This is a genomic window from Mesorhizobium sp. M0410, from assembly GCF_040321435.1.
Lineage (GTDB): Bacteria > Pseudomonadota > Alphaproteobacteria > Rhizobiales > Rhizobiaceae > Mesorhizobium.
In genome coordinates, this window is sequence record NZ_JAMYRN010000019.1 from 31,069 (window position 1) to 56,041 (window position 24,973).

Below are 24,973 nucleotides of genomic sequence, written 5' to 3' on the forward strand. Positions count from 1 at the left end.
CGTGTTGGTATTGATTCCCCCGGCCTTCAGATGGCCGAGAAGCCGCCATCAACAGACAACTCCACCCCATTCACGAAGCTCGAATCGTCGGAAGCAAGAAACAGCGCGGCCGTCGCAATTTCCTCGGGACGCCCCATCTTTCCCCGCGGGATCAGGGATTCGAACATCTGCTTCGCCTCCTCGGTGAGAACCTGGTCCTGCATCGGTGTGGCGATCGGCCCCGGATGCAGCACGTTCACCCGGATATTCCTGCCCTTGAGTTCGTTGAGCCACCCGCGTGCGAATGCGTGCAGCGCCGCCTTGCTCCCCGCATACACGCTGTAACCAGGAAAACCCTTTACCGAAGCAACTGACCCGGTCATGAAGATCGATCCGCCATCGTTGAACAGCGGCAACGCCTTCTGCACCGTAAACAGCGTGCCGCGCGTATTCAGGCCGAAGGCCGCATCGAAGTGCTGCTCGGTAATCTCGCCCAGTGGGACAGCTTCGCCCGTGCCGGCGCTCGCATACAGGACGTCGATCCTGCCCTTTTCCCGCTTGACTGTGTCGAACAGGCGGTCGAGGTCGTCGAGGTTGGCCGCGTCGCCGCGCACGCCGGTCACGTTTCGGCCGATCAGCTTGACGGCCTCGTCCAGCGTCTCCTGTCTCCGGCCCGTGATGAAAACATAGGCGCCTTCTTCAACGAACCGCTTGGCGCTCGCCAGCGCCATGCCGCTCGATCCGCCCGTGATGACTGCAACCTTACCCTCAAGCTTTCCCATGACTTCTCCTTTCGTGGTGTCGGGACAGCATCTGCCTCCGAGAACCTCGAAATGGGTCCGCCGGCGTCAGTTATTGAGTGCGGAAGCGCGCACATCGGTGGTGCGAAATCGATCCGGCTGGACGACTGGCGCTATGACCGGTGTCCGCCGTTCGGAATTGGGCCGCGCTCGCCGACATAGGCTATGATGACCGCGCGTATTGCTGTTCGATGTGTTAGATACGGGCTTTGGAAGGCGCACCCCGCGGTGCGGGATTGCACCATGATCGACTGGGACGACGTTCGCTACTTTCTTGCCGTCGCGCGCGGAGGCTCGGTGCGGGCTGCCGCCGAGCGCCTCGGGGTTAACCACACCACGGTGCTGCGGCGCCTTGCCCAACTGGAGGAGCGGCTGGGGGCGCAGATGTTCGAGAAGCTGCCCTCGGGCTACCGCCTGACGGCTGCGGGCGAGGAAGTCCTCGAGTTCGCGGAGCAGATGGAGGCGTCGTCGAACCGGCTTGAGACGCGAATCTTCGGGCGCGACCAGGGCGTACGCGGACTCTTGCGGGTGACGCTGGCACCGCCCCTCGCGACACACCTGCTCATGCGGGACTTCGCCGATTTCGCGCGCCTGCATCCGGACATCGAGATGGAAATCTTGTCGTCCGGCGAGCTGGCAAATCTGACCAACCGAGAGGCCGATGTCGCGATCCGCGTCGTTTACGACCGCAAAACCCTGCCGCTCAATCTTCACGGCCTGAAGGGACCGGAGCTGTTCGGCGGCGTCTACATGTCTCGCGATCGACTAACCGCATGGCGTGCGGGTTCGTCTGATGCCATCCGGTGGATCGTCATAAGCATTCATGGCGTCCCGGACTGGGCCCGCGAGGGTGAGGTTCGCACCACGGGGGTTCCGTTCAGGACCACGGACGGCGAGGCGCAGATCGTTGCAGTACGGCAAGGGCTCGGGATGACGACACTGCCGTGCTTCGTCGGGGATGCCGACCCCCTACTGGTGAGGGTGCCGGGCGCCGACCTGCACATGCATGGAACGCTCTGGCTTCTCACGCAGGGGGAGACACGCAAGACGAAGCGCGTGCGGCTCTTCACGGAGTTCGTATCCCGCAGGCTCGCCGCGTACGCGCCGCTTCTCGCGGGACTGTCCGTATCGCGCGACTGACGTCCGCCAGGTAGCCGATGGCGCGGTCTCAAGCGTACCCCAGCCCGATGTAAATCTCGCGACGGTCTTTTTGGGAACTGCCGGTACGGCTCGGTCGGCGGTCGTCAGCAAGAAATCGACTGATTGATATCGATAGTCGCTGAAACCGAGCAATCGTGGACCGTCGAAATTGGTGTTCGAAATCAAGAGCGCAAATTTCTGACGGATCGGCAAGACGTTCTTCGTCGTGAAAGCGGCGCTGTGACCGGCAGGTGTCACAGCTTCCCTATTCCGTTGTGCTAGCTTTTTTTCTGCGCCGATTGGTATGCGACTGCGCGACGGCCATTTTCAACTCGGGTGTGAGCTCCAACGGCGCATTCTCCGCTCCATGTGGGTTCTGTAGCCCCTGGACCTGGACGGTCGGAAATGGGAGTTCGATGCCCTGCTCCTTGAAGACCTGGCGCAGGCGTACATAGAACTTGCGTTTCATACCGAAGGCGCCTCCCGGTCTGGTTGTGGCCTTGACCCTCAACACGATGCCGTATTCGCCGAACTCCTGTACGCCCTGCATCTTGATCGGGTCGAGCACCCAGTGTTTGAACTCTGGATCTTCCGCCAGTTCGAGGCCGATCCGCTTGATCAGCTTGCGAGCGAAGTCGATATCGGTGTCATAACCAACGGTGATGTTGAATTTGTCGATAACCCAGTCACGGCTCTGGTTCTGGACTGCCCCGAGTTCACCGAAAGGTATCGTGAACAGCGGACCACGATGGTGGCGCAGCTTCACCGAGCGCAGCGAAAAGCTTTCCACGGTACCCTTGTAATTGCCCGATGAAATGTATTCGCCAACACGAAACGCATCATCGAGCAGAAAAAACACGCCTGAAATAACGTCCTTGACGATGGTTTGTGCGCCAAAGCCCACGGCGACGCCGACGACGCCGGCGCCGGCAATCAATGGGCCGATCTGGATTCCCAGCGAGGCGAGCATCATAAGCACCGCCATCACGATGATCGATGCGAGCAGAATGTTCTGGAGGATCGGCAAGAGCGTGTGCAGCCGCGCCTGTTGCGGATCGAGGACCGGAACGTCCTCGTCGCTGATCACAGGGTGCGGTGTTTCGATGCCGAGCTTTCGTTCAATCAAAGCTTTGATGATCGACCAGCCGAAGTCGGCGGCGAGGGCAATCACCACGACATTGATCAAGCCGCGCAATATGAACGTTGTCGTCGTATCGCTGTCCCGCATGGATTGCATGTCCAGACCCCAGACACGTGCGAGAAGGTAAGCCGCCGCCAGGATGAAAATCATTCGGATTCCGCGATCGATGACAGCGATCGTCACCGCCGGGATCGTGGGCCGGCCGACATCTTCCGAACCTGGCCGCAGAACGAAATTAACCCCGCGCTGCGTCACCACGATTGCCAAAGGCAGGAAGAATGCGGCGAAGGTGAACCAGAAGTATGTATTAAGGCCGGCGATACGCTGCAGGAACAGGACGACGAAATAAGCAGTCAATAGCCATGTCGCTTCCGTGTGACCGATGTGGCTCGCACCGTCTCGCTGCGTTCTTGGCCGACGCCAAATGGCAAGCAGCAGGAGCAACAGCAGCACGAAATCGGCGCCCAGTGACAGGACCATCATTCCGTCCTGATCGATGCCGAGACCTGGCAAGAGGATAAACGCGGCGCCGAAGAAGGCGAAGACGCCGACGATCCGGGGTAGCCAAAAGGACCAATGGTCAGCCGCTTCGTTGGTGATCGGCAAAGCACGAACCTCGACGGCGTTCTCGACGTTCATGAAGGAAGGAACGAGCATGGCCATGACGTACATGCGCACACCCCAAGTAACGACTGCCGCCATCAGAAATGTCAGTACAATCTCGCGGATAAGCATCGGCCAGTCGAACAACATGAATGCGCCGGCGCTGCCCAGTGCGAATGAGACTATCAGCATGCTGGAATAAAGCAGGCGGCCACCAATCTTCTTGGCTCGCCCAACGGGCGTATCCTTGGGTTGCGCGATAATCCACAGACGAAATGGGCGGGTGAGCTTGTACGTTGCCCAAGTGAGCGCCAGGCCGGCAGCGATGAACATTGCAATCAGCACAAATACGCCGGCAGGCCCCTTGCTGGACATATCCTCCATTGTCTCTGCCCGAACGCGCGCGAACTGGCTTGGCAGCAAGGGCAAAGTTCGCACGATTCTTTCGATATGATGCCTGATCCCATCGAGCGTCGAGGATGCCATCGTATTCATCGGGCCTGGTGCGGCCACGGCGCCGGACGATGCGTCGGTCGGCGAAGCCCCTGGCTCGGCAGGCGCTCCCGTTGACCCGGCGTCCTGATTTCGCTGTTCGGCCACCCAGGCCTTCACTGACGGATCGTCGAGAAGCTCGAACAGCCGTTTGACCCTTTCAGGCGGGACCGTCGCCGGCGCCTGCGCCTGTGCCTGACCAGCCAACAAAAGGGCGATCCCAAAGACGAGCGGCCTGGCAATCAAGGCAAGCATCGCAGTCAGGTCTCCGAGACGCCGTGCCGGGCGCGCCAGATTCCTGGCCCCCAATCGTCGAGTGATGCGTGGCATCGTGCTGTAACCTTCCGGTCAAATCGGCAAGCAACGACATCTATGTCCGTTGTTGCCTTACCTTGAAGAAACCGATGTTGCGGTGCAAGACGTCATCGTTCCGAGCCGGACCTTGCGCCGGGTACTTGGCGGTGTTTATTTAGCCGCGGGGGCAGGGCATTCCGACCTCGGCCCAGGTCTCCGGCCGTTCTATAAACTGGGCATCGACGTTAAACCTCAGGAACTGATTTCCTGAACTGACTAGGACAGACCTTTGGCGGTCGCTCGGTGGTCAACTGCTTCGCGCACCGCTGCGGACATTGGAAACCATGATGTTGCTTGAGATGCAATGCGCTTCCGAGTCGGCGCTGCCATGCGGCAAATCAGGCCGGGAGCCGCCACATTCGCACACGACCTGTACCACGCAATTCCGTTTCCTCGAGTGGGTCGCAAGCAAAATTTGGTCCAAGCAGTTGATGAGTTGCATCCGAAATGCGGATTTCATCGGGCTCCGCGGACGTTTGGATACGTGCGGCGAGATTAACGGTGTCGCCCCATAGGTCATAGGCAAACCGCCTTTTGCCTATGACGCCCGCCACGATTGCTCCTGAGTGAATTCCAATTCTGAGTCTTATCGGTTCTCCTGCGAAGCGTTCGCGCTTGACCTCGTTGCGCAGTTCAAGTGCATAGTGCGCAAGGGCTTCCGCATGATCGGATCGCGCGGCGGGCAGGCCAGCGACCACCATTACACAATCGCCGATTGTCTTGATCTTTTCGCAGCCGTATTGCTCCGAGAGCAGATCCGCCGCCTTGAAGAAGTAATTTAAAATAGCGAGCGTCGTTACGGCTCCGACGCTCCGCGCTCTTTCCGTAAAACCGACGATGTCGGCAAAAAGCACACTCACGTCAGCATGGTTGTCTGCAATTTGTTCGTCCGCTTTTAAGCGCTCCGCGATCGACGCCGGAAGAATGTTGAGGAGTAGGGCTTCGGCGCGTTGGTATTCACGCGACAATCCCTCTTGGCTCGCCCTCAACGCCTCGTTCATCGATTGTAATTTCTCGTTGAGTTGACGCTCCCTCTCTTGCAGAAGCGTCATTTCATAAGCCTTCTGTTGAAGCCGCTGCCTATTGTCGCGTTCGGCAGCGGCGTCAAGAAAGAGCAGCCACACGCAGGCATTGTCAGCAAAAAGATGGAGGTCCGCGACACGCCCGCCGGGCAGTTCGACCATGTCCATATCAAATGGAAGCTCCGGGCAGGGCAACAAACCTTCCATGAATTCAAGCTGCTCGGCAACAGGCTTACCTATGCGAACTGACGAGAGTCCGTAATGTTTAACGTTACCGCCCTTCGCAGCTACGCAAAGCTGGGCGTCGATTTTTAGATATGCGACCGAGCGCTCGTTGTAGAAGAAATCGTAAATCCAGCTTCTAACTTCTCTTGGCAAGACATGCATGGTTTATTTGCTGACCATCGAAGCAAGTTGACGAAACGCATCATCAACATGTTCACCCGAAAGCGCACTTGTTAGATAGATTTGCCATCCAAGTTGCCTCAGTTCGTCAATTTCACTATCCGATATTGCCCACCGATCGGCCAGATCGGATTTGTTGAACAGCAATACAAACGGCATAGCGCCGAATTCAGCCTCGGCCCGCTCGCGCAACGTGAGCGCCACGGCAAGAGTAGCAGCGCGTGTTCCATCGACGACAAGCACGAGCCCACTCGCACCTCGCACATAGCTGACGCGGAATGAGCCGATATCGTCTTCGCCGGCCAAGTCCCACAAAATCAGATCCACGGTTTTGTCCGGGAATGCGACACTCTTCTTGTCGATTTTCACTCCCACCGTGGTCAAGTAGGTTTCTGAAAAGATGCTTTGCACAAACCTGCGAACCAGACTCGTCTTTCCGACAGCGAACCCGCCCAACATGCAGATCTTCTTTTGCAATATCCTGGGCTCCGCCTAGTGGAAGTTTACCGTAACCGAAACTCTGCGGTTCGCGGAGCTCCCGGTTCGGCTATTTTCAGTCTCCGCTGGCTCAAAGGTGCCCGCGCCGCGAACCAAGAGCAATTCCGGATCGACGCCGCGTTTCTTGAGAAGCGCACGAACTGTTTCCGCGCGCGCCGCGCTGATCGACAACTTGGCCGTTTCACGGCCCGTCTCGTCCGAATGGCCGGTCAACATGAATTGTGCTGTTACCCCTGCCTTGCGGGCGTCCGTGGCCAATTCCTTCAACTGACTCGCCAATTTGTCGAGAACCGGCAGTTGCTCTGGTCCCGGTACAGCCTTGCCAGAATCGAAGAAAATGCTGACCGTTTGAATAGCCTCCCTCAAATGAGTCAGTTCCGGAGGGGTCAACTCACGCAGCTCGGAGAGTTCTAGAGAGAGTCCGTCCGCGGACAGCTGTTGGGCGGCGACCCGCGCCCGATCTATCCAGGCGGCAGGAGCCTCACCCTGGGCAACGATGCGATCCTTGATGATCGAAAGCCGTACTGAATCCGGCGGAGTCAGCGACGCCATCAGCCGCTTCACCACGAACTTCGGATGAAGGCTTTGATAGAATTGCCATTGCGAATGAACGCGGGCAGGATCGACCCCTGTTCCGGACAGCAGAACCTGCGGGTCGGCGGCCTGCGGGTCTCTCAGGCCGGAAATATAGAAATGTCCGCCCCTCGCCGTTTGCTGGGCGACGATGATTCCCGCTTGGGCCTCCAGTCGTGACACATAGGCCTGCCAGTGCTCCGCCGCGCGTGCTTCGGGGCTCACATCACGAACTTTGGAGATGTCGAATTCCGGTCCGCCTGCCGAAAGCTGTCGGGCCGCTGCGCGCGCCCGATCTATCCAGGTGTCGGGAGCCTCACCCTCGGCAACGATGCGATCCTCGACGATCGAAAGCCGAACCGATTTCGGCGGGTTAAGCGACGCTGTCAGCCGCTTCAGCACGAACTCCGGCTCAAGGCTCTGATAGAATTGCCACTGCGAATGAACGCGGGCGGGATCGACCTGCGTACCGGCCAACAGCGACTGCGGGTCGGCGGCAAGAGGGTCTCTCAGGCCGGCAATATAGAATTGGCCATCGCGCACCTTTTGTTCGGCAACGATAATACCCGGCTGGGCCTCCAGTCGCGACACATAAGTCTGCCAGCGCTCCGCCGCGCGTGCTTCGGGGCTCACATCACGAACCCTGGAGATATCGAATTCCGGTCCACCTGCCGAAAGTTGCTGGGCTGCTGCGCGCGCCCGATCTATCCAGGTGTCGGGAGCCTCCCCCTCGGCAACGATGCGATCATTGACGATCGAAAGTCGTACTGAATCCGGCGGAACCAGCGACGCCGTCAGCCGCTTCAACACGAACTCCGGCTCAAGACTCTGATAGAATTGCCAGTGTGAATGAACGCGGGCGGGATCGACCTGCGTTCCGGCCAACAGCGACTGCGGGTCGGCGGCAAGAGGGTCTCTCAGGCCGGTAATATAGAATTGGCCATCGCGCACCTTTTGGTCGGCAACGATGATGCCCGGCTGGATCCCCAGTCGCGACACATACGCCTGCCAGCGCTGCCCGGATTGCCAGGAAAGAAAGAACCAACCGCCTGCGGGAATCAAAACCAGCAGGACTGCAGCCAGGACCAGCCACGGAAATCCCTGGTTTGATTCCTCCTGCTTCAGATCAACGCAGGTCTGCAACTGCGTCTCGACGCCGGCCAACTGCGAACTGTCGCCGTCAAACTGCTCCAGGGCCTGTGAGCATTCATCATGGATGCGAAGCAATACATCGCGAATTATTTCATGTAATTCCTCCGGCGGATTTCCCCGGATCACCGCAACCAAGGTCGCAAACGGCCCAACTTCCGACCAGAGACGAAGCTCCCCGAAACGGATAGTGTCCAGGCCACTCTGTTCTTTCTCGTTAAATGAGTCTTTTACAAAATCCTGAATTGCACTAAGCATCGAGGAAATCAGTTGAGGATCTTCGCTGGTTGCGTTTTCGGCAGTTACATGCTTGATCAAAAGCCCGGAATTGCGGTGAATGAGAAAGACATGTTCTACACGATAGACAAGAGAATGCCTAAGAACAACTTCTGAGAAGCTTGCCCCCGTTCTCCAAGCTTCAAATCTCCACTTGAGCCCATGCCAAGTAAATATGTGTCTTAAGGTTTCATTCAGCGACTGAAAGGTTTGGTCGATCTTTTCGCCGATCGACTTGCGAATAGCCGGCAGAAACACCGGGTATAATATATCCGTCAGCGTGCGCGGGCTTTTCTGGATGGACCGTTGCACAGCCCTCTCGACAACTGGCGCAAGGGCCTCGCCGAGTTGCGCATGAGACGCGCGTGCGGCTGCACCGGGGAGGACGCCCCCCACTGCCGCCGCAAGCTGCTCAGGTTCGTCGAGCAGGTGGGTAACTCGTGAAAGCTCCGAAATTTCGCGGCCGACCAGCAACTGGCGAAGCGTTTCCATGCGAGGATCGGCGGTTGGGATTCCGTCGAGACGCGCACGATAGTCCGGATCAACGTTCCGGGCAATTTCGATCAAAAGGCGAGCCAGAGCCTCGCGATCAATCTCTGTATCGTTCGAAGCCGCTCTTTTAGGGAGGCTGATTGGGTCGACAGTCGACGTCAAGTTCCCATCAACTCACTTTCCAGGTACGCTCCGAGTTGTTCTTGCTGCCGACGGGATCCTGATTTAGACATTTTGCAACCTCGACAAACAGGCCAGCCAAAAGATTTCGGTCAGTCTTGACATTGCCAAGATCGGAAAACATTTTCTCCATCAGCATCTGAATGCTTTCATTCTTTTGCTTGATTTCCTCACGCAGCAAATGATCGTTTCGATTTATCCGGTCCGCAACTTCCCGCTCAAGCTCGCTCAACTGATCCGACAACGCGCGCACCTGCTTTTCGAGCGCCTGATTTTGCTCGCGAAGATTCCGATCAATCTCTTTATCGGCGTCGGCTCGCGCGTCTTTTTCGTTCCGCAATTGCGCCGCAAGCGAGTCGACCTGCTTCTTTGCATTTGACTCGTACATTTCAAGATTGCGCTTGGCCTCGGATTCGACATCCTTGAAGCGCTGCAAGACCCGTTCTTCAAGCTTGGAAAAGCGGCGGTCATAGTCCTGCATCTGGTTGCCGAACAGCAGATCACGTATCTTGTCGACACCTACAGCGTCGCCGGGAGGCCCGCTCTCGCGAGCCTGGCCCGCCATGAAGTTCAGCCCGCTTCCGTCTGCATTACTTGTCAGATTTGCGTCCGCTTTATTTGCCGAAGAAGCGGTACTCGAAGATTCCTTGGCCATCCCATGCCCCTTCTTTTGACATTGCCACAGCGCTAATTTAGAAACTGATAAACATGTCAGCAAAATAGCCGACCCGCAAGCCGGAATTTTCTCGGCTCAAGTCGGTTCGTGCGTCCCCATTCGGATAGATTTCGACATGCGGCTCGATCCGGATCAGCTTGCGCTCGTGTCTTCGCCCGCGATCATCTTTTTGCCGATGAAATGCGAGAGCGGAGATGCCCTGGCGCATCGACCTCAGCTCCAAGCCGTCGGGCATGCGCGCTGCCATTCAGCCTGTGTTCAAGTCTTTTTTGCCCGCCTCTAATTTGCCCCGATCTTGACAGCGCAGTGCTGCCATCCGATGCCGTCATCCGGTTTTGACATTCGCCGACTCTTGCCGAAGAAAACGAAAGCTCGATGATCCAGGACAATGCTACCGCAAGGCGGTATGGTACCGATTTTCAATGCCGAGCAAACCGTCGGCACAACGCTTGCCGGCAGGCAGACCTACCGGATACTGGATATAGGGTGATGGACGATGGGTCGACGGACTGATCGGCGTGGATTGTGACGACCTACGCCAAGAAAGATCAACGCGTCTTGTTGTGCGTTCGAACCGGGCGCGGGTAAGACGGCGTGGCGCGTGATCCCTTGGTTTCAATCGTGGTTCCTGCGCACAACGCGGAGGTAACGCTCGCGCGCGCACTCGATTGCCTTCTCGATCAGGAAATAGTGGATTGGGAGGCGATCATCGTCGACGACGCCTCCATGGACCGCACCCCCTCGATCATCGCCGGTTATGTAGAGCACGATGCCCGATTTCGGACGTTGAGGTCTTGCGCGTATAGCGCCGCCGGCGCGCGCAATAGCGGGATTTCGACAGCGCGCGGCCGCTGGCTCATGTTTCTGGATGCCGACGATTGGGTGGATGCCAGCTTCCTCGCAAAAATGCTGGCCGCACTGAAATCCGTTCCCGATGCAGTGGCCGCCTATTGCGGTTCCCGGCGCGAGATGCCCGATGGCGAACTCACCCCGTCGAGCATCGCAACGGAGGTTGCGATTCAGCCCTTCGAGACATTCGCCCGCAGACGTGCCATCGCCATTCACGCGCTGCTGGTCGACCGGGAGACAATTGTCGAGTTGGGCGGTTTCGATGTGTCGCTGCGCACCTGCGAGGACTGGGACCTGTGGCAGCGCCTCGCACGTCTGGGCAAAAATTGGGTGATGGTCGATGAGCCGCTCGCTTTCTATCGGACCAGCCCCAACGCGCTCAGCCGCAGTTCGACGCAGATGCTGGCAGATGCTGAAATCGTGATCGCCCGCGGCTTTTCCGCCGATCCCAGGGTCAAACACCCGGCGTCGGCTCACGCCAATGGAGCGATCGAGGCGAACGGCGGTACCGCCTCCGAGGCACTCGCGTGGTTCGCGTTGTGGAACGCCGCGTCGGATTGCGGCAGCGGCTCGCGCTCGATCAACCCGCAGTCCCTGCGCGCCCTCCCGCCAGGACGCAAAGGGGCGCGAGAGATCGCCAAGGTGATCTTCGATGGCCTAGCGGTCGGAAGCCTGTCGGTGCCAGCGCAATTGGCTGCCAGGTGGGACAGGTTCGGCGGCTCCCTCACCGAGTTGATCATCGAACTCGGCAAGGTCTGGAACAATCCCGACGCGGCTCGCCGCGTCCAGTATCATCTTGAGCAAATGCTGCTCGACGTCGACGATCTCGCCGCGCCGCGCAGGCTGGCGCGGACACTTGGAATTCGTGTCGACGCGCGAAATCCGACCACGGTCGAACTTCCGCAAGGAATCGATCAAATTTATGCCTATCTGATGATGGATGGCCAGATCGAGGCTGTCGTGCAATTCGGCGTACTTGGGACAGTGACAAGGGATTATTGGATCGAATTGATCCTGAATGTCGTGTCCCCCGAGCGGCTTGAAGGCCGGTCCGATCCGGACAGTCACTTCGGCAAACTCGCCCAATTGGCCGAGGAAGCGCGGGAGCTGGTTCGGTCGAGCACCGAACCTGCAGAGCCTCCCCCGGCGCTGCGCCGCGCACGGGCCAGGCACGACAAGGATCGCACGTCGTTCTGGAATGGCTATTTCGCGACCGAGGATCCCTGGAATTACGGTTCGTCCTATGAGCAGGAGAAATATGAGCGGCAGCTCGAAATTCTGCCTGGCGGTCCCATTGGACGGGCGCTTGAGCTGGCCTGTGCGGAAGGCCACTTCACGCGGCAACTGGCGCCGCGCGTGAGCCATTTGACCGCAACTGACATCTCCGCCATAGCCATCGAGCGGGCGCGCGCGCGATGCAGCGATCAGCCGAACGTTGAGTTCGGCGTACTGGATTTCATGGCGGATACGCTGCCGGGTGAGATGGATCTGATCTTCTGTTCGGAAGTGCTCTACTACCTGGATGATCTCGCCGAGTTGCAACGCTTCGCCAAGAAAGTCGTTGAGGCATTGGCGCCTGGCGGCAGCTTCATCAGCGCACACGCATTCGTGCTACGTGACAATCCTGAGAGGACGGGCTTCGACTGGAACACATTCGGTGCACAAGCGATCTCGGAGACGCTGGCAGGGACCGAAGGTCTTGTCCTCGAGCAATCGGTCCAGACCGAGCTCTATCGCATAGACCGCTTCCGCCGCCTGTCACCAGGCGACGTGGCGACGGAACCAGTCATTGATCATGTGCCAATCCGCGCGCGCATCGATATGGGGGTCGCGCGAAAAATCGTCTGGGGCGGGGCGCGGGCCTTGCGCCGCGACGTCGCACGTAGCGAGCGGCGGCAGCGTATCCCTGTCCTCATGTATCACAGCGTCTCCGATGAAGGTCCGGCCGCGCTCGCCCGTTTTCGGCTCACGCCCGCCGCATTCGCCAGCCAAATGACATGGCTGCGCGCCAATGGCTTTCACGCGATTAGCTCCGAGCAGCTGGAATGGTTCATCGCCAACCGTCAGCCTTTCGTTGGCCGCCCAGTGCTCATCACCTTCGATGACGGCTTCCAGAACTTTGCCGACCATGCCTGGCCGATCCTGCGCGCGAACGACCTCACCGCGGAAGTGTTCCTGGTGACGGACTTGGTGGGTGAAAGTGCACAGTGGGACGCCTACAGCGGCCCGCCGACGCAGCTTATGGACGCCGGGACGGTGCGACGCCTCGCCGGCGAAGGCGCCTTCTTCGGAAGCCATCTGGCGACGCATCGCGCGATCGATGGTCTGTCGAGCTCTGACTTGGCCGCCGAGCTTCTGCGCTCTCGTATGTTCATCGAACGGTGGACCGGTCGGCCAACCGCGGCGTTCGCGGCACCCTTCTCAGTCACCGACCGACGGCTTGGCAGGCTGGCCAAGGAGTGCGGCTATCGAATCGGCTTCGGCGGCAGACACGGGCCGGCGGACCTCGATTGCGATCCCATCGACCTTCCGCGCATCGAGATTCGTGGGGATCGTTCGCTCGATGACTTTGTTGCGGTTGTCGAGGCCGTGCTCGCATGAACCGTGAACTTGTCAGTGTCTAGATTTGTAACAAGTTGGTTCCGCGTTTTGTTCAGCGTCCCGCTCCGCTTACCTCGTTCGCAAGTCTATTGGGCGACTTGGGACACGGCTGACATCAGCTCCTGCGGGCTTGGCGCCCCAAACATGTATCGCCCGCCCTCTGGAACCTCCGTGAAGCTCCAGCGGACGATCCCTTGCCGGTCCAGCAGGAACTGACCGATCAATTGTCCGTGTCCCGTTGCTATCATCTGCTCGTCGGCTTCGGTCAGTTCGTAATGGTCCTTCTTGTTGAGGATTTCGCTGGCCTCAAGAGGATCCATAGGACCGGGCAACTCGCCTGGTATGTCGACCCGCATATCCTTTGCCGCTGCCATCGAGACCTTGTACGGCCAGTTCGTCTCGTTTTGGGTGAATTCGAGATTGGGCAGTCCAAAAGCACGATGTGAAGCGCGTTCAGGGTCGGAGGCCGCAAGCAGATTCGGCATCGGATGGTAGCGGAAATAGAGACGCGCCCGTTCGATCGGCGTGTTGACCACCGTCAGGCTCTCCACGCCCTTTTCGCGCAGCTCCGGATCAAGCCGCGCCTGGGCGGCGATATGGCGCCGGCAAAACGCACAATGCAGACCTCGAAACAGGCCGACCAGCACCGGTTTTTGTCCGCGAAAGTCGTCAAGCGCGATCTTGCCTTCCTGGGTAATGGCGTCGAGTACCACGTTCGGCGCACGGTCGCCCGGTTGAAGCGGCACCAAGTCACTACGCGCGGACATTTCCAACCTCCAACCCCGGCTAGTCGAGAAAAGGCAGCACCACGAGCGCTTCCGGGTCGAGCCCGTGCTGGGCGCAAATACCCTGCGCCAGGGAAAAGTAGCGTTCGGCCTCGGCCAGGTTGTCGAGGTCGAGATTAAGCGTTGCAAGACCATCATAGCACGGAAACAGCAGTTGGGGTTCGCCCGTTTCGCGGGCTACGTCCAGTGCTTCGTGGAACAAACCAACGGCCAGGTCCGGACGGCCGTTGCACTGGTGGATCTGCCCAAGCACGATCAACGGCACCGGCAGGTGCTCGCGCTGGTCGAGCGCCCTGTCGATCTCGATGGCCTTCTCGGCAGCAGGTATGCCCTCCGTTGGACAGCGATCCGTGAAAGTACAACAAGCGACCGCCAGATTGGCGAGGAGGCGCGCCTGGAAACCCAAATCACCAATACGGCGCGCCACTTCAAGACCGCGCCGACAGACCTCCATCGCCTGTGCCGGATCGATGGTCGTGTATAGCACGCCGAGATTGGTGTAGCCGCGGCAGGCCGCGCCCAGCAGACCGGCGGCTTCGGCCAATTCAATGCTACGCTCAACCTGACGCACGGCCTCACGGTTTCGCCCGAGGCGAGCCAGCGCGACAGCCTTGGTATTGAGTGCCTCGGCGGTCACAAGAGTGGCATCACACCCAACCTCGGAGACATGCTCCGTTGTCAGATTGCGTACGCAATCCAGCGCCGCGTCTGCCCATTTTGCCGCGAGAGCGTGATCTCCGCTACGGAACGCCTGTCGGCCACGTTCTTGCCACAGATGCGCCTGCTCGATCGGGGCATCCGCCCCATCGAGGAGCGCTGCCGCCTCAGCATAGCAGGGTTCTGCCTTGTCCCGCTTGCCGACGTCCCAGAGCAGCCGACCGATCTTACGCAAAACTCGCGCCGAGGCGACGTGATTGGCCGCTTCGCGATATGCCTGCAACACGGTCTCGTAGTGGTGGTGCGCGATCTCGCGGCGGCCTGCCGGGCCGCTCAAATCGGCAATGCGCTCTGCAATTGCCAGTTTGAGCGGTGTTTGCCCGATCGCGTCCAATGCTGTCAGTGCTCGCTCGTAGAAACGAAGGGCGTCGTCGTTGGCGTATATCATGCGAGCGCGATCGCCTGCCGCCCGCAGGTAATGCGCGCCCTTCTCCCGCTCGGCGCTCTGTGCGAAATGATGACCGAGCACGGTCAAATCCTCGAGCCGTTCCGGCTGGTCGCCGCACAGTTGCTCCAAGGCAGCACCGACCCGCCCGTGGATGTCGGTCCGGCGTTGCAGGAGCAGATTCTGGTAGATCACGTCCTGCAGCAATGTTTGCGTAAAGCGGTAGCTTTGCGACAAGACCGAGCCTGATCCGGCAACTTCCTCGATGATTTCCGCATCGCAAAGCAGTTCGCAGCCGGCTTCAAGCCGGCCGGGGTCGGCCGTCACGGATTTCAGAAGTGTGGCATCGAAACGCGGGCCAATTACCGCGGCCTCCTGAGCCAACCGGCGCACCTCTGGGGGCAGCCGGTCGACGCGGGCAAGCAACATCGCCTGGATAGTGGCGGGGATGCCGGTTGCGACTTCGCCGGCCACAGTCCGCCATCGCTGGCCCTCTCGCATCAGTACACCGCGATCGATAAGGCCGCGAACAATCTCCTCTACAAAAAGGGGGTTGCCGCCCGCGCGCTCGAGGATCTGATCGAGAAGCCCTCCTGCGGAGTTTACCCAGCTCTCGCCGAAAAGCGCCGCGAGCAGCCTGCGTCCGTCATCACCATTGAGCGGCGGAAGCCTGAGCGCTGTGTGACTGACCCGACTTGAGTCGAGCTGGTCGTTGTCCGGCGCCGGACGATGCGTGACCAGCAACATCAACCGCGTGCGTTCTAACCTGTCCATCACGAAACGTAGTGCCTCGAGCGACACGGCGTCGGCCCAGTGCAGGTCTTCGACGACGATCAACAGCGGCGACAACGCAAGCCGCCGTTCGATGATTGTGCGGACTGCGTAGAGAATTTGCCGCCGCAACTGCTCAGGCTCGACATGCTGCAAGGTGGCATCGGGGTCGCCAAGGCCGAGCACATGATAGAGCAAAGGCATCAGCCGCTTCGCCTCCTCGCCCTGCAGGCCGAGATCGGCAAGCAAGCCTGCGAGCTTCCCCCGCATTTCGTCCCCATTGTCGTTTTGCATCATCCCGGCAGCGCTGCGCACCACGGCGCCCAAGGCGCCAAAAGATTGTTCGCCCAGCGGTGAGCACGTGGCCTGCCGCACGACGACGTTGCGAAAACGCTCCTCGTCGCCGACGCGGGCGACGAACTCCTTCACCAGCCGCGATTTCCCGATGCCGGCTTCTCCGACGAGGCGGACAAGTTGGGCCGAGCCGCCGCACGCCTGGTCAAGGCTCGCCATCATTCTATTGAGCTCCGCACCACGACCTATTAGTGGCGCACTGAGGCCGAGCGCCTCGAGCCCGCGCGCTGGGCGCGGCACCGCTAGCGGTGCGTCCAGTCGATGGACGAGCACGCTGCCAGCCTTGCCGCGAAACACGACATCACCCAGTGACTCGTAAGAGAAGGCATGCCGGGTCAGCCTGTGAGTGAGCTCGCCTACCAGCACCTCACCCGGTGCGGCCAGCGATTGCAGGCGTTGCGCCGTATTCACTGTGTCGCCGGTCACCGAATAGGATCTGGCGGTGCCGATGCCCAATCCGCCAGTAACGACCGGACCAGTGTTTATGCCGATGTGGAGTAACAGAGGCGAGCCGGAGTGGGGGGTGCTTTCGCCGAGCCGCGCCGTCCGGGCGATCATGTCGAGAGCGGCGCGAAGCGCACGTTCCGGATCGTCCTCATGCGCGACCGGCGCACCGAACAAAGCGAGCAGTGCATCGCCGATGAATTTGTCGACGAAACCACCAAAGTTTCGCACGGCCGCCGTCAATTCCTTGAACAGTTTATTCTGCAGCGCTTGCATGACCTCGGGGTCGAGCTGCTCGCTGAGTGTCGTGAAGCCGCAAAGGTCGGCGAACAGGACCGTTACCGTCCGGCGATCGGCGTCGGAGACGGGATGCAGCCCTTCTTCGCTTTCGATGTTCGGAAGCAGCGACGGAGTTCGAGAAGGCGGCACAATGGTCCGGCTTGGTGCCGGAGCAGGCCGTTCGACGGCTTTTGCGGGCGCACCGACGCTTGCCCCACATTTCGGACAGAACTCGAAATCAGGTGCGCAGGCGTAGCCGCAACTGGCGCATGGCACGGGCTGGCGCCTGCCACACCTCGGACAGAAGGCGTAACCGCCCTCAATCTCGAAACCGCAGCCCGAGCAGTCCATCGAACAAGACCTCACTAGTGGCCGTGACGGCGTGATCTCGCCCGCACTGCACGGCCAGGCTATTCACAAGGATGCACCGATAGCCGTCGACGAGCAAGCGGCAGCGCAAATGGGCATCGAGCCATCCGTGTGGGTCCGGTGGCAGAGCGCTACGCATGACCTCTTGATGCAACGGCTGGCTCGCTGTCAGCTTGCGGTTGTGACTTAGGCTCAGGTCGGCTTGATCTCTGCCTGGCCGATCTTGCGCCATCTGGCGTTTTCGCGAACCAGTTTTAGGTCGTCGGTCGTCTCGGCAAATGTCCGCAATCGGTATTGCCGGAGCACGTCCGGGAAGAGCGCTCCTTCCGGCAGGCCGGCAAGCTGCTCGCGGACTGAGATCTTTTCATCGATGACCCGCATGCCCCAGGCATTTTCCCGAACCTGCAGCTCCGCAGCCAGATCGCGCTCTTCCGGCGCGTTTTCGTCTAGCGCGGCCAGAAGGATCGAGTGGAAAAGCGCTACATAGCCAATCTGTCTCAGGCCCCCCACGACCCGCGCGCGCGGCAATATGGCAAGGACGAGGAACGTCAGGAACAAGTTCGGCAGCAGCACGCCGTCCAGCAGCGCCTGCCTGAGATACGGCCGCTCGAACGGGATGGAAAGACCTTGCGGCCTGTCGGGCTCGATCAGGTGCCCGTTCTCGAGAACGAGTTTGCGCACGCGCTCCTCGCGAATGCCCCAGAAATAGTCCGTGGCATTGGGCAGGAATCTGCCAAATGGGCTCGATGCGGCCTCTTGCCAGGCACGTTCGAGACGCTGGCGTCTTGCGGGTTCAATGAGCAGTCTGGAAAGAAGGCCGCCGTCATATTCCAGATGCCGCGCCATGGCAGCCGCGGCGGCCCGATCATCGATGAAAACCGGCAGGGCCATGCCGGCACGATCCCAATTGGCGACCAGATCGTGGTTCAGGGCAGTCAGCGCATCGGCGGCGGTTTCAAACACCTTGTCCTGGCTGGCAAGCAGTGTGCCCAGCCAGCGGCTGGCATCCGTTTCATCGCCCACCGCTTCGAGCGCGCGCTTGTTGAGGGAGACGGGACCGGCCACGCAGGCGCTTTTGCGGCACAGTTTGTGGCGCCCCATGCCGAACAGGTTGACCTTGTCGTCGCCGACATCGAGCCATCCCGGCCCCTCCCGGCCAACTGTCTCCATGGTCATCGTCGTTCCCATGAAGCCGACGAAGGCCGACAGCCCGTTTTCGACCGCGCCGAGCCAGGCAAGCAGGAGGGCATCGAAGGTGATCCGGTCCATCAGAAGCAGGCAGTGCAGGCCGGACTGAATCACCGGTCTGTGCTCGAACTCGTCGAGGGCTTTGCCGATCTCCTCAGGCCGCATGATCCTATCGAGGCGCTGATGCAGGACTTCGCGCAGGATCGAGCGGGCAGCGATCGCCGGGCCCGATGCAGGCCTTGCCACCGGCCGCCACAGATGGCGGGCGTAATCGGAAACCGGTGCATTCCAGTTCTGCTCGATGTCGCGCACGACCTCCGGGCAGAGCAGCGACAGCACAGCCAGAATTTCCAGCGGAGGGGTAGGGGTTGGATCAAAGACGGCGGTCATTGGTCCCGTCTAGCCGCTTGCGGTGTAAACGCCAAGCGAGACCAGACTTGCTGGATGCAGCCCTGTTCGCTGACTCGGCACAAATTGTCAGATTGGCTAAACAGCCAAGGCAAACAGCGGATCTTAGAACCGCAGCCGGGCCATGCTCAGGAGGTCGTGGTACTGCCCGTCGGTAAAGCCGGCCTTCACATGCCGGCCTTCGATCTCAAAGCCGTGGCTCTTGTAGAGACGGAGGGCCGGTTCGTTGTCGGCATAGACGGTCAATTCGACTCGCTTCAGGGCGCGCCAGTTGTCGGCCACGTCAAGCAGCGCGCCAAGTATGGCAGAGCCGATACCTTTGCCAACAAAGGCATCGTCAAGGCCGATATTGATCTCGCCGATGTGCGAACGGCGCGGTGAACCCTGCACGACCAGGCTGCCATGGCCGACGACCTTGCCGTCCAGCTCGGCAACGATCCAGGTGGTTTCCGGGCCGGACTTGGCGATGCGCCGCGCCACCTGCTCCACCATCTCGAAAGGCATCCTGAGCGTGCCCTGGCGGAAGCCCGGCATGTTGAAAATAGCGCAAAGCGCCTCCGCATCGCTTGGCCGGACGGACCGGAGCAGCGGCTGGCTTTTCTCGGAGGGTGGCGACGTCGTGCTGGTCATGGCGTTCCCGGCGAAGGCAATCGGACCGGTACGATGCACCGGACGCCACCTGAAAATCCAGCCGTCTCTCAACCTATGATGCCGATTGCGAGCTGAAATACCGGGAGGCGGCGTAGAGTTTGAAGACGCCGCTGATGCCGATCCAGCCGAAAAGCGTGAGCCAGCACAATGTCCCGATCGCCGTCCAGTCGATCCGGTGCACCGCAGCGTCGGTGATGACGACGCCGAGGATGGCAAGCAGGCCAACCAGAAACTGTGCCAACCCGAGCACCAGCAGTTCCTCGCGCGGCGCGCTTCTCCAGACGAGATATATACCGCCCGCACCGGCGAGGAAGATTGCGCTGTAGACCTGAGCGTGGAAGGCATCGATCGGCCATGGCCAGATGCCACTGAATGTCAGGGGAAACAGCAACAGGCCGACGCCATAGAGCCCAAGGATCGCGGATTCCACCGGCATGTAGCCGCGCCATGCGGGATTTAAGGTCACGCCTTTCGCAGAAGGACGGGCTCTGGCCCGCCACAGGAACAGCCCGGATACCGCGACCGAAGCAAGATAGACCAAAAACCACAGCCAGGGCGCTTTGCGCTCGAAGTTGAAATAGCCGAGATTGATGAACGAAGCCACCGACACGATGAAGGTGAAGATGAAGGCCATGACGAGCACGAGCCTGCCGGGCGACCAGCGATTCCAGACCAGCAGCGCCGCCATCACGACCATTTCGGCGGTGTAGAAGCCGCCGAGAAAGCGCGCATTGAACGGCGTGACGGCCCAAGGCCAGCCCGGTTTGACCAGAACAGGCACGAAAAACAGGCCGGCGCCTACGATCAGGACGATGATGACGACCGCAGAGAAAAGGCGCAGGGTCGCGGGAAATGGCGGATTGTCGGATGTCGGCATGGGAGAAAATCCCAAAGATGAAGGCTCCATGGACCATCATAATGCTGCTTGCGGCCGGTTAAAATCGGCCTAAGTGAACGGTCACCAGGCTTATCCATTCGAATGGCCGCACGGTTCGTTTCGAAGTAAGATGGAGCATTCGGACCAAAGACCGGTCCGGTCAAAACGCCACGGGGTGCATTTTCCGGAGCCTGCACGATGAACGAAGCTCAGGATCTGTTCTCACTTCTGCGACAATCGGCCGATGTCGATCCACAGGCGATCGACGCGATCAAGCGAACCATCGCGGAGGGCGAGGACCGCGAACTTTGCCGCATCAATGCGCCAGCCTTCGCCAGCAAGCATGGCCTCGACGAGGAGCGCGCAATAGGCGCCTTTCTCCATGCCGCGCGGGTGGGCATCTTCGACATTTCCTGGAATGTTCTGTGCCCCGGCTGTGGCGGCGTGCTCGACACCAACGCCACGCTGAAAACCCTGCAAAAGGACGAATACACCTGCGCGCTGTGCTCCGAGGGCTATTCACCGACCCTCGACGAGATGGTCGAGGTGACATTCACCGTCAGTCCCCGCGTGCGCAGGATTGCCGCCCACAATCCACACGAACTGCCGGTGGCGGAATATTTCCGCCAGATCTACTGGGCGTCCGGCGTCGATCTGCCGGAAGAGCATTTCGCGGAAAAGATGGAAGCGTTCTCGCTGGAGGATATCGAGCTTGCGCCCGGTGAAAAGGCGGTTCTGCCCATACAGCTTCCGTCCGAATTCATCATCGTCTTCGAGCCGGTCACCCACTCGGCGCAGTTCATCGACGGGAAGGGCGAACCAACAAAGGAGCGCCGAAGCCTCTCTTTGGCCTTCGACCGCGACCATGTTCAGAACCAGACGCTGGAGATGCAACCCGGCCCGTTGCGCATTTCGCTGGAAAACCGGACCGACACCCGCGTGCTGCCGACGGTCTTCATCGCCGGCCAGGCATTGCATGATTTCCTGGGAAAACGCCGGCCCTTCCTGACCGCCAAGCGCCTGCTCACCAACCAGACGTTCCGCGATCTCTATCGCACGGATACACTCGACATCAACCAGCGCCTGAAGATCACCAGCCTGACGTTCCTGTTCACCGACCTGCGCGGATCGACCGAGCTTTACGAGCGGGTGGGCGACCTTTCAGCCTTCGATCTCGTGCGCGAGCATTTCCAGGTTCTGCACGAGATCGTCACGGCGGAGGCAGGCGCGGTGGTGAAGACGATCGGTGATGCGGTGATGGCGACCTTCGCGACGCCCGATCGTGCGATTGCTGCAGCCCTCAGGATGCGCGATGCCATGCGTACGCTCAACGACAAGAGCGGGCGCGAGGATCTGCTGCTCAAGATCGGAGTCCATGCCGGCCCTTGCATCGCCGTGTCTATGAATGAGCGACAGGACTATTTCGGCCAGACGGTCAACATTGCTTCGCGGGTCCAGAACCTTGCCAACGCACAGGCGATCTTCGCCACTCGATCGGTGGTCGACGACAATCTCACCGCCGATCTCTTACACAGGAACGCGCTGACGCCCGTGCCCCACGAGGTCTCGCTGCGCGGCATTGACCGGGAGATAGCAGTATACACGATCCCCTGAAGGCTTGGCCCTGAAGATTTGGCTCGTCCCGGCCCCTCACACTCGCCTACAGATAAAATAACGATCGGCGGGAACCGAAGGTGGCGGCGGGAGGCGTTGCAACTGCGGGTGATCGAGCGGCGTGCCGCTGACCGCGATGCCGCCGACGCGAAGTAGGCGCGCGGTCAGATCGGGAAGCCAGGTAGAGATCACTGCATCGCGATCTTCATAGCCGGTGCCGATGTCGGCATGAACAAGGGCGGCGTCGATGCCAATGAACCTGCTCGCCGTCTCGCGTATTTCGCCGAGCACGAGGTTTTCAGCTTCGGGAATTGAGCTGGCGTGTGCGGCAAGTGCGCGGTCGAACGCTATGATCCGGCGTCCGGGCAGGCGCTCGCGCAGATGGTGGAACGTCCGGCCATTACCGAGGCCGAGCTCGAGCACGGGGCCCTCTATCTTCGCCACCTCGGCGCAGACATGATCGAGTATGTCGCGCTGTGCGGTCATCCTCCGGATGAAACTGTCGAGGCGACTCATGCGCGATTGTATCTCCTGAACAAGTCCACGAAATCAACTGCCCCCGACCAGAGCGTTTCGCGGCTGAAACCAGAGGCGACGTGTTAAACCCCGATCGAGTCTTGCCGCGTGTAGAGGCGAACGATGAACACTGCAACAAGCGAACAGGCTGCCGACAAGGATCATACCGGGTGGAGTCGGCGGCGCGGCGCGCGGCGGAATAGCGATGTCACTTGTAGGGGTCCGCGGCGTCCCGCAACCCGTCGCCGAGGAAGTTGAACGCCAAGATGACGAGAACGACGGGGAGCATCGGCAAAAGCAGCCATGGATAGAACGCGATCACGCTGACGCTGCGCGCCTCGGTGAGCAGGATGCCCCAGCTGGTTATCGGCGCCCTCAGGCCGAGCCCGAGGAAGCTCAGCGCCGTCTCGCCCAGGATCATGCCGGGTATGGAGATCGTTGCCGTCGCGATCAGATGCGACATAAACCCGGGAATGAGGTGTCGGCGGATAATGCGGCTGCTTCTGGCGCCCATCAATTGCGCGGCCAGAACGTAATCCTCCTCGCGCAAGGCTAGAAGCTTCGAACGCACGGCCCGCGCCAGTCCGGTCCAGTCGAGCAGCCCGAGGATGACGGTGATGCCGAAATAGATCAGGATCGGACTCCAGGTTATCGGCATGATCGCCGCCAGAGCCAGCCATAGCGGAATACTGGGGATCGATTGCAGAACTTCGATTATCCGTTGAACGATCAGATCGAAGATACCGCCGTGATAGCCGGCCAGTCCGCCGATGACAATGCCGAGCAGGAAGCTGAAACTGATGCCGACGAGGCCTATTGTCAGTGAAATGCGTGCGCCATAGATGATGCGCGAGAGCACATCGCGCCCCAGCCTGTCAGTGCCGGCCAGAAAGAGCTGGCCGTTTTCGGCGGGGCAGACAAAATGCCTGTCACCTTCGATCAGGCCCCAGAACCGGTACTTGTCGCCCTTGCAGAAGAAACGGATCCGCTGAACATCATCCTGTTGCTCGATGTAGTTTCGCTTGAGCGTGTCCATATCCAGCGTCATCTGGCGGCCATAGACGAACGGCCCGACGAACTGGCCGTTGTGGAACAGGTGCACCCGCTGCGGCGGCGAATAGATGTAGTCCATGTTGCGCGTGTGCAGATCGTAGGGCGCCAGGAACTCGCAGATCAGTATCCCGAAATAAAGCGTTGCCAGGAATATGCCGGATACAAGGGCAAGCCGGTGCCGGCGGAATTTCCACCACATCAGCCGCAGCTGCGACGCCTGAAAGACCTTCTCCTGCTCCGGCGTCATCGCCTCGACCGACTGCAGGTCAAAGGGCTCGATGGAAACGTAGTGTTGCAGTGGGGCACCCGGAGCGGGCAGCGGCGATTGCGTGTTCATTTGGTGCTGCCGCCTTGCAAACGAATTCGCGGATCAAGTAGCGCCAGCGCTAGGTCGGAAATCAGGACGCCGATGACCGTCAGGAAGGCGAGGAACATCAGGAACGACCCTGCGAGATACATGTCCTGGCTTTGCAGCGCCTTGATCAGCATCGGCCCGGTCGTTTCCAAAGACAGCACGATCGCCGTGATTTCGGCACCGGAGATGATGGCCGGCAGGATAGAGCCGATATCCGAAATGAAGAAATTGAGCGCCATGCGCAGCGGATATTTGACCAGCGCCCTGAAGGGATGAAGGCCTTTGGCGCGCGCGGTCACGACATATTGCTTATGCAATTCATCGAGCAGATTGGCGCGCAGCCGCCGGATCATGCTTGCCGTGCCCCCGGTGCCGATGATCAAGACCGGAATCCAGAGATGGGCGAGGATCGACTTCGCCTTGGCCCAGCTCATCGGCTCGCCGAGATATTGCTGGTCCATGAGATGGCCGATGGACGTGCCGAACCAGATGTTGGCGAAATACATCAGGATCAGCGCCAGCATGAAGTTCGGAATCGCAAGGCCGAGAAGGCCGAAGAAAGTCAGGCCGTAGTCGCCCCAGCTGTATTGATGCGTGGCGGAGTACATGCCGATCGGAAAGGCAATGAGCCAGGTGAAGATGATCGTGACGAAGGAAACCAGCACCGTCAGCCACATTCGGTCCCCCACGACGTCGCGAACCGGCAGCTCATATTCGAAGGAATAGCCGAAATCGCCGTGCAGCATCCCGCCGACCCAGTAGAAGTAGCGAATGACCGGTGGCTTATCGAAACCATATTCCTTGCGCATCATCTCGATGCGATCGGAATCCACCGCTTCGCCCTGAGCCCGAAGCTCGGCAACATAGCTGTCGAAATAGTCGCCTGGGGGAAGTTCGATGATCGTGAACACCAGTGCCGATATGACCAGCAGCGTTGGAACCATCACGGCGATGCGCCAGACCAAATATCGAAGCAC

At 60.1% G+C, this 24,973-nt stretch carries 18 protein-coding genes; 3 read left to right on the plus strand and 15 right to left on the minus strand.

Features of this window, described 5'->3' with window-relative positions; all coding sequences use genetic code 11:
• Nucleotides 1-26 precede the first annotated feature (26 nt).
• Nucleotides 27-761, minus strand: coding sequence for an SDR family NAD(P)-dependent oxidoreductase (locus NKI63_RS23790; protein ID WP_352506862.1), 735 nt, complete (start codon nucleotides 759-761; stop codon nucleotides 27-29).
• A gap of 261 nt (nucleotides 762-1,022) precedes the next feature.
• Here NKI63_RS23790 and NKI63_RS23795 point away from each other — a divergent pair, with 261 nt between their 5' ends.
• Complete coding sequence (locus NKI63_RS23795) at nucleotides 1,023-1,919, plus strand: LysR family transcriptional regulator (protein WP_352506860.1); 897 nt, start codon at nucleotides 1,023-1,025, stop codon at nucleotides 1,917-1,919.
• Between the two features lie 265 nt (nucleotides 1,920-2,184).
• Here NKI63_RS23795 and NKI63_RS23800 read toward each other — a convergent pair whose 3' ends face one another.
• The 6 genes from NKI63_RS23800 to NKI63_RS23825 all read right to left on the minus strand — a co-directional run bounded on the left by NKI63_RS23800 (nucleotide 2,185) and on the right by NKI63_RS23825 (nucleotide 9,988).
• Complete coding sequence (locus NKI63_RS23800) at nucleotides 2,185-4,410, minus strand: mechanosensitive ion channel family protein (RefSeq protein WP_352506859.1); 2,226 nt, start codon at nucleotides 4,408-4,410, stop codon at nucleotides 2,185-2,187.
• Nucleotides 4,411-4,847: 437 nt separating this feature from the next.
• Nucleotides 4,848-5,918 carry an adenylate/guanylate cyclase domain-containing protein gene (locus NKI63_RS23805; protein ID WP_352823591.1) on the minus strand — a complete coding sequence of 357 codons (1,071 nt, stop codon included), beginning with the start codon at nucleotides 5,916-5,918 and terminating at the stop codon, nucleotides 4,848-4,850.
• Nucleotides 5,919-5,921: 3 nt separating this feature from the next.
• Nucleotides 5,922-6,413: a Rab family GTPase gene (locus NKI63_RS23810; protein ID WP_254818889.1), complete on the minus strand. Its 492-nt coding sequence runs from the start codon at nucleotides 6,411-6,413 to the stop codon at nucleotides 5,922-5,924.
• Between the two features lie 15 nt (nucleotides 6,414-6,428).
• Nucleotides 6,429-8,999, minus strand: a complete 2,571-nt coding sequence (locus NKI63_RS23815; protein ID WP_352506857.1) for an OmpA family protein — start codon at nucleotides 8,997-8,999, stop codon at nucleotides 6,429-6,431.
• 94 nt (nucleotides 9,000-9,093) lie between these two features.
• Nucleotides 9,094-9,759 (minus strand): DUF3450 domain-containing protein, encoded by a 666-nt coding sequence (locus NKI63_RS23820; protein ID WP_352506856.1) that lies wholly within the window; start codon nucleotides 9,757-9,759, stop codon nucleotides 9,094-9,096.
• Nucleotides 9,760-9,796: 37 nt separating this feature from the next.
• Nucleotides 9,797-9,988 carry a hypothetical protein gene (locus NKI63_RS23825; protein ID WP_352506855.1) on the minus strand — a complete coding sequence of 64 codons (192 nt, stop codon included), beginning with the start codon at nucleotides 9,986-9,988 and terminating at the stop codon, nucleotides 9,797-9,799.
• A gap of 386 nt (nucleotides 9,989-10,374) precedes the next feature.
• Here NKI63_RS23825 and NKI63_RS23830 point away from each other — a divergent pair, with 386 nt between their 5' ends.
• Nucleotides 10,375-13,230 (plus strand): trifunctional glycosyltransferase/class I SAM-dependent methyltransferase/polysaccharide deacetylase, encoded by a 2,856-nt coding sequence (locus NKI63_RS23830; protein WP_352823595.1) that lies wholly within the window; start codon nucleotides 10,375-10,377, stop codon nucleotides 13,228-13,230.
• 86 nt (nucleotides 13,231-13,316) lie between these two features.
• Here the strand turns inward: NKI63_RS23830 and NKI63_RS23835 are convergent, their stop codons facing one another.
• From NKI63_RS23835 to NKI63_RS23855, 5 genes are all read right to left on the minus strand, one after another.
• Complete coding sequence (locus NKI63_RS23835) at nucleotides 13,317-13,997, minus strand: redoxin domain-containing protein (protein ID WP_254818884.1); 681 nt, start codon at nucleotides 13,995-13,997, stop codon at nucleotides 13,317-13,319.
• Nucleotides 13,998-14,016: 19 nt separating this feature from the next.
• Nucleotides 14,017-17,316: an ATP-binding protein gene (locus NKI63_RS23840; protein WP_352506853.1), complete on the minus strand. Its 3,300-nt coding sequence runs from the start codon at nucleotides 17,314-17,316 to the stop codon at nucleotides 14,017-14,019.
• Between the two features lie 210 nt (nucleotides 17,317-17,526).
• The gene (locus tag NKI63_RS23845; protein ID WP_352823597.1) at nucleotides 17,527-18,912 is read right to left on the minus strand and encodes a hypothetical protein; all 1,386 of its coding nucleotides are present in this window, start codon (nucleotides 18,910-18,912) and stop codon (nucleotides 17,527-17,529) included.
• A gap of 123 nt (nucleotides 18,913-19,035) precedes the next feature.
• Nucleotides 19,036-19,560: a GNAT family N-acetyltransferase gene (locus NKI63_RS23850; protein WP_302895874.1), complete on the minus strand. Its 525-nt coding sequence runs from the start codon at nucleotides 19,558-19,560 to the stop codon at nucleotides 19,036-19,038.
• A gap of 73 nt (nucleotides 19,561-19,633) precedes the next feature.
• Complete coding sequence (locus tag NKI63_RS23855) at nucleotides 19,634-20,458, minus strand: hypothetical protein (RefSeq protein ID WP_352506851.1); 825 nt, start codon at nucleotides 20,456-20,458, stop codon at nucleotides 19,634-19,636.
• Nucleotides 20,459-20,656: 198 nt separating this feature from the next.
• On the opposite strand from NKI63_RS23855, the gene NKI63_RS23860 reads away from it, so the two are divergent.
• Nucleotides 20,657-22,072: an adenylate/guanylate cyclase domain-containing protein gene (locus NKI63_RS23860; RefSeq protein WP_352506850.1), complete on the plus strand. Its 1,416-nt coding sequence runs from the start codon at nucleotides 20,657-20,659 to the stop codon at nucleotides 22,070-22,072.
• Between the two features lie 36 nt (nucleotides 22,073-22,108).
• On the opposite strand, the gene NKI63_RS23865 is transcribed toward NKI63_RS23860, so the two are convergent.
• The 3 genes from NKI63_RS23865 to NKI63_RS23875 all read right to left on the minus strand — a co-directional run bounded on the left by NKI63_RS23865 (nucleotide 22,109) and on the right by NKI63_RS23875 (nucleotide 24,973).
• Complete coding sequence (locus tag NKI63_RS23865) at nucleotides 22,109-22,588, minus strand: class I SAM-dependent methyltransferase (RefSeq protein ID WP_352506849.1); 480 nt, start codon at nucleotides 22,586-22,588, stop codon at nucleotides 22,109-22,111.
• 208 nt (nucleotides 22,589-22,796) lie between these two features.
• A complete protein-coding gene (locus tag NKI63_RS23870; RefSeq protein WP_254818876.1) occupies nucleotides 22,797-23,978 on the minus strand; it encodes an ABC transporter permease in 1,182 nt (393 codons plus the stop codon).
• Entirely contained in the window at nucleotides 23,975-24,973 is a 999-nt protein-coding gene (locus NKI63_RS23875; RefSeq protein ID WP_254818875.1) for an ABC transporter permease, read from the minus strand. Before NKI63_RS23875 ends, NKI63_RS23870 begins: the two co-directional genes overlap by 4 nt.

Excerpts from the sequence above, each read along its gene's own strand:
- NKI63_RS23790 (WP_352506862.1), bottom strand. The coding sequence starts at position 761 with ATGGGAAAGCTTGAGGGTAAGGTTGCAGTCATCACGGGCGGATCGAGC.
- NKI63_RS23795 (WP_352506860.1), top strand. The coding sequence starts at position 1,023 with ATGATCGACTGGGACGACGTTCGCTACTTTCTTGCCGTCGCGCGCGGA.
- NKI63_RS23800 (WP_352506859.1), bottom strand. The coding sequence starts at position 4,410 with ATGCTTGCCTTGATTGCCAGGCCGCTCGTCTTTGGGATCGCCCTTTTG.
- NKI63_RS23805 (WP_352823591.1), bottom strand. The coding sequence starts at position 5,918 with ATGCATGTCTTGCCAAGAGAAGTTAGAAGCTGGATTTACGATTTCTTC.
- NKI63_RS23820 (WP_352506856.1), bottom strand. The coding sequence starts at position 9,759 with ATGGCCAAGGAATCTTCGAGTACCGCTTCTTCGGCAAATAAAGCGGAC.
- NKI63_RS23825 (WP_352506855.1), bottom strand. The coding sequence starts at position 9,988 with ATGCGCCAGGGCATCTCCGCTCTCGCATTTCATCGGCAAAAAGATGAT.
- NKI63_RS23835 (WP_254818884.1), bottom strand. The coding sequence starts at position 13,997 with ATGTCCGCGCGTAGTGACTTGGTGCCGCTTCAACCGGGCGACCGTGCG.
- NKI63_RS23840 (WP_352506853.1), bottom strand. The coding sequence starts at position 17,316 with ATGGACTGCTCGGGCTGCGGTTTCGAGATTGAGGGCGGTTACGCCTTC.
- NKI63_RS23845 (WP_352823597.1), bottom strand. The coding sequence starts at position 18,912 with ATGACCGCCGTCTTTGATCCAACCCCTACCCCTCCGCTGGAAATTCTG.
- NKI63_RS23850 (WP_302895874.1), bottom strand. The coding sequence starts at position 19,560 with ATGACCAGCACGACGTCGCCACCCTCCGAGAAAAGCCAGCCGCTGCTC.
- NKI63_RS23855 (WP_352506851.1), bottom strand. The coding sequence starts at position 20,458 with ATGCCGACATCCGACAATCCGCCATTTCCCGCGACCCTGCGCCTTTTC.
- NKI63_RS23860 (WP_352506850.1), top strand. The coding sequence starts at position 20,657 with ATGAACGAAGCTCAGGATCTGTTCTCACTTCTGCGACAATCGGCCGAT.
- NKI63_RS23865 (WP_352506849.1), bottom strand. The coding sequence starts at position 22,588 with ATGAGTCGCCTCGACAGTTTCATCCGGAGGATGACCGCACAGCGCGAC.
- NKI63_RS23870 (WP_254818876.1), bottom strand. The coding sequence starts at position 23,978 with ATGAACACGCAATCGCCGCTGCCCGCTCCGGGTGCCCCACTGCAACAC.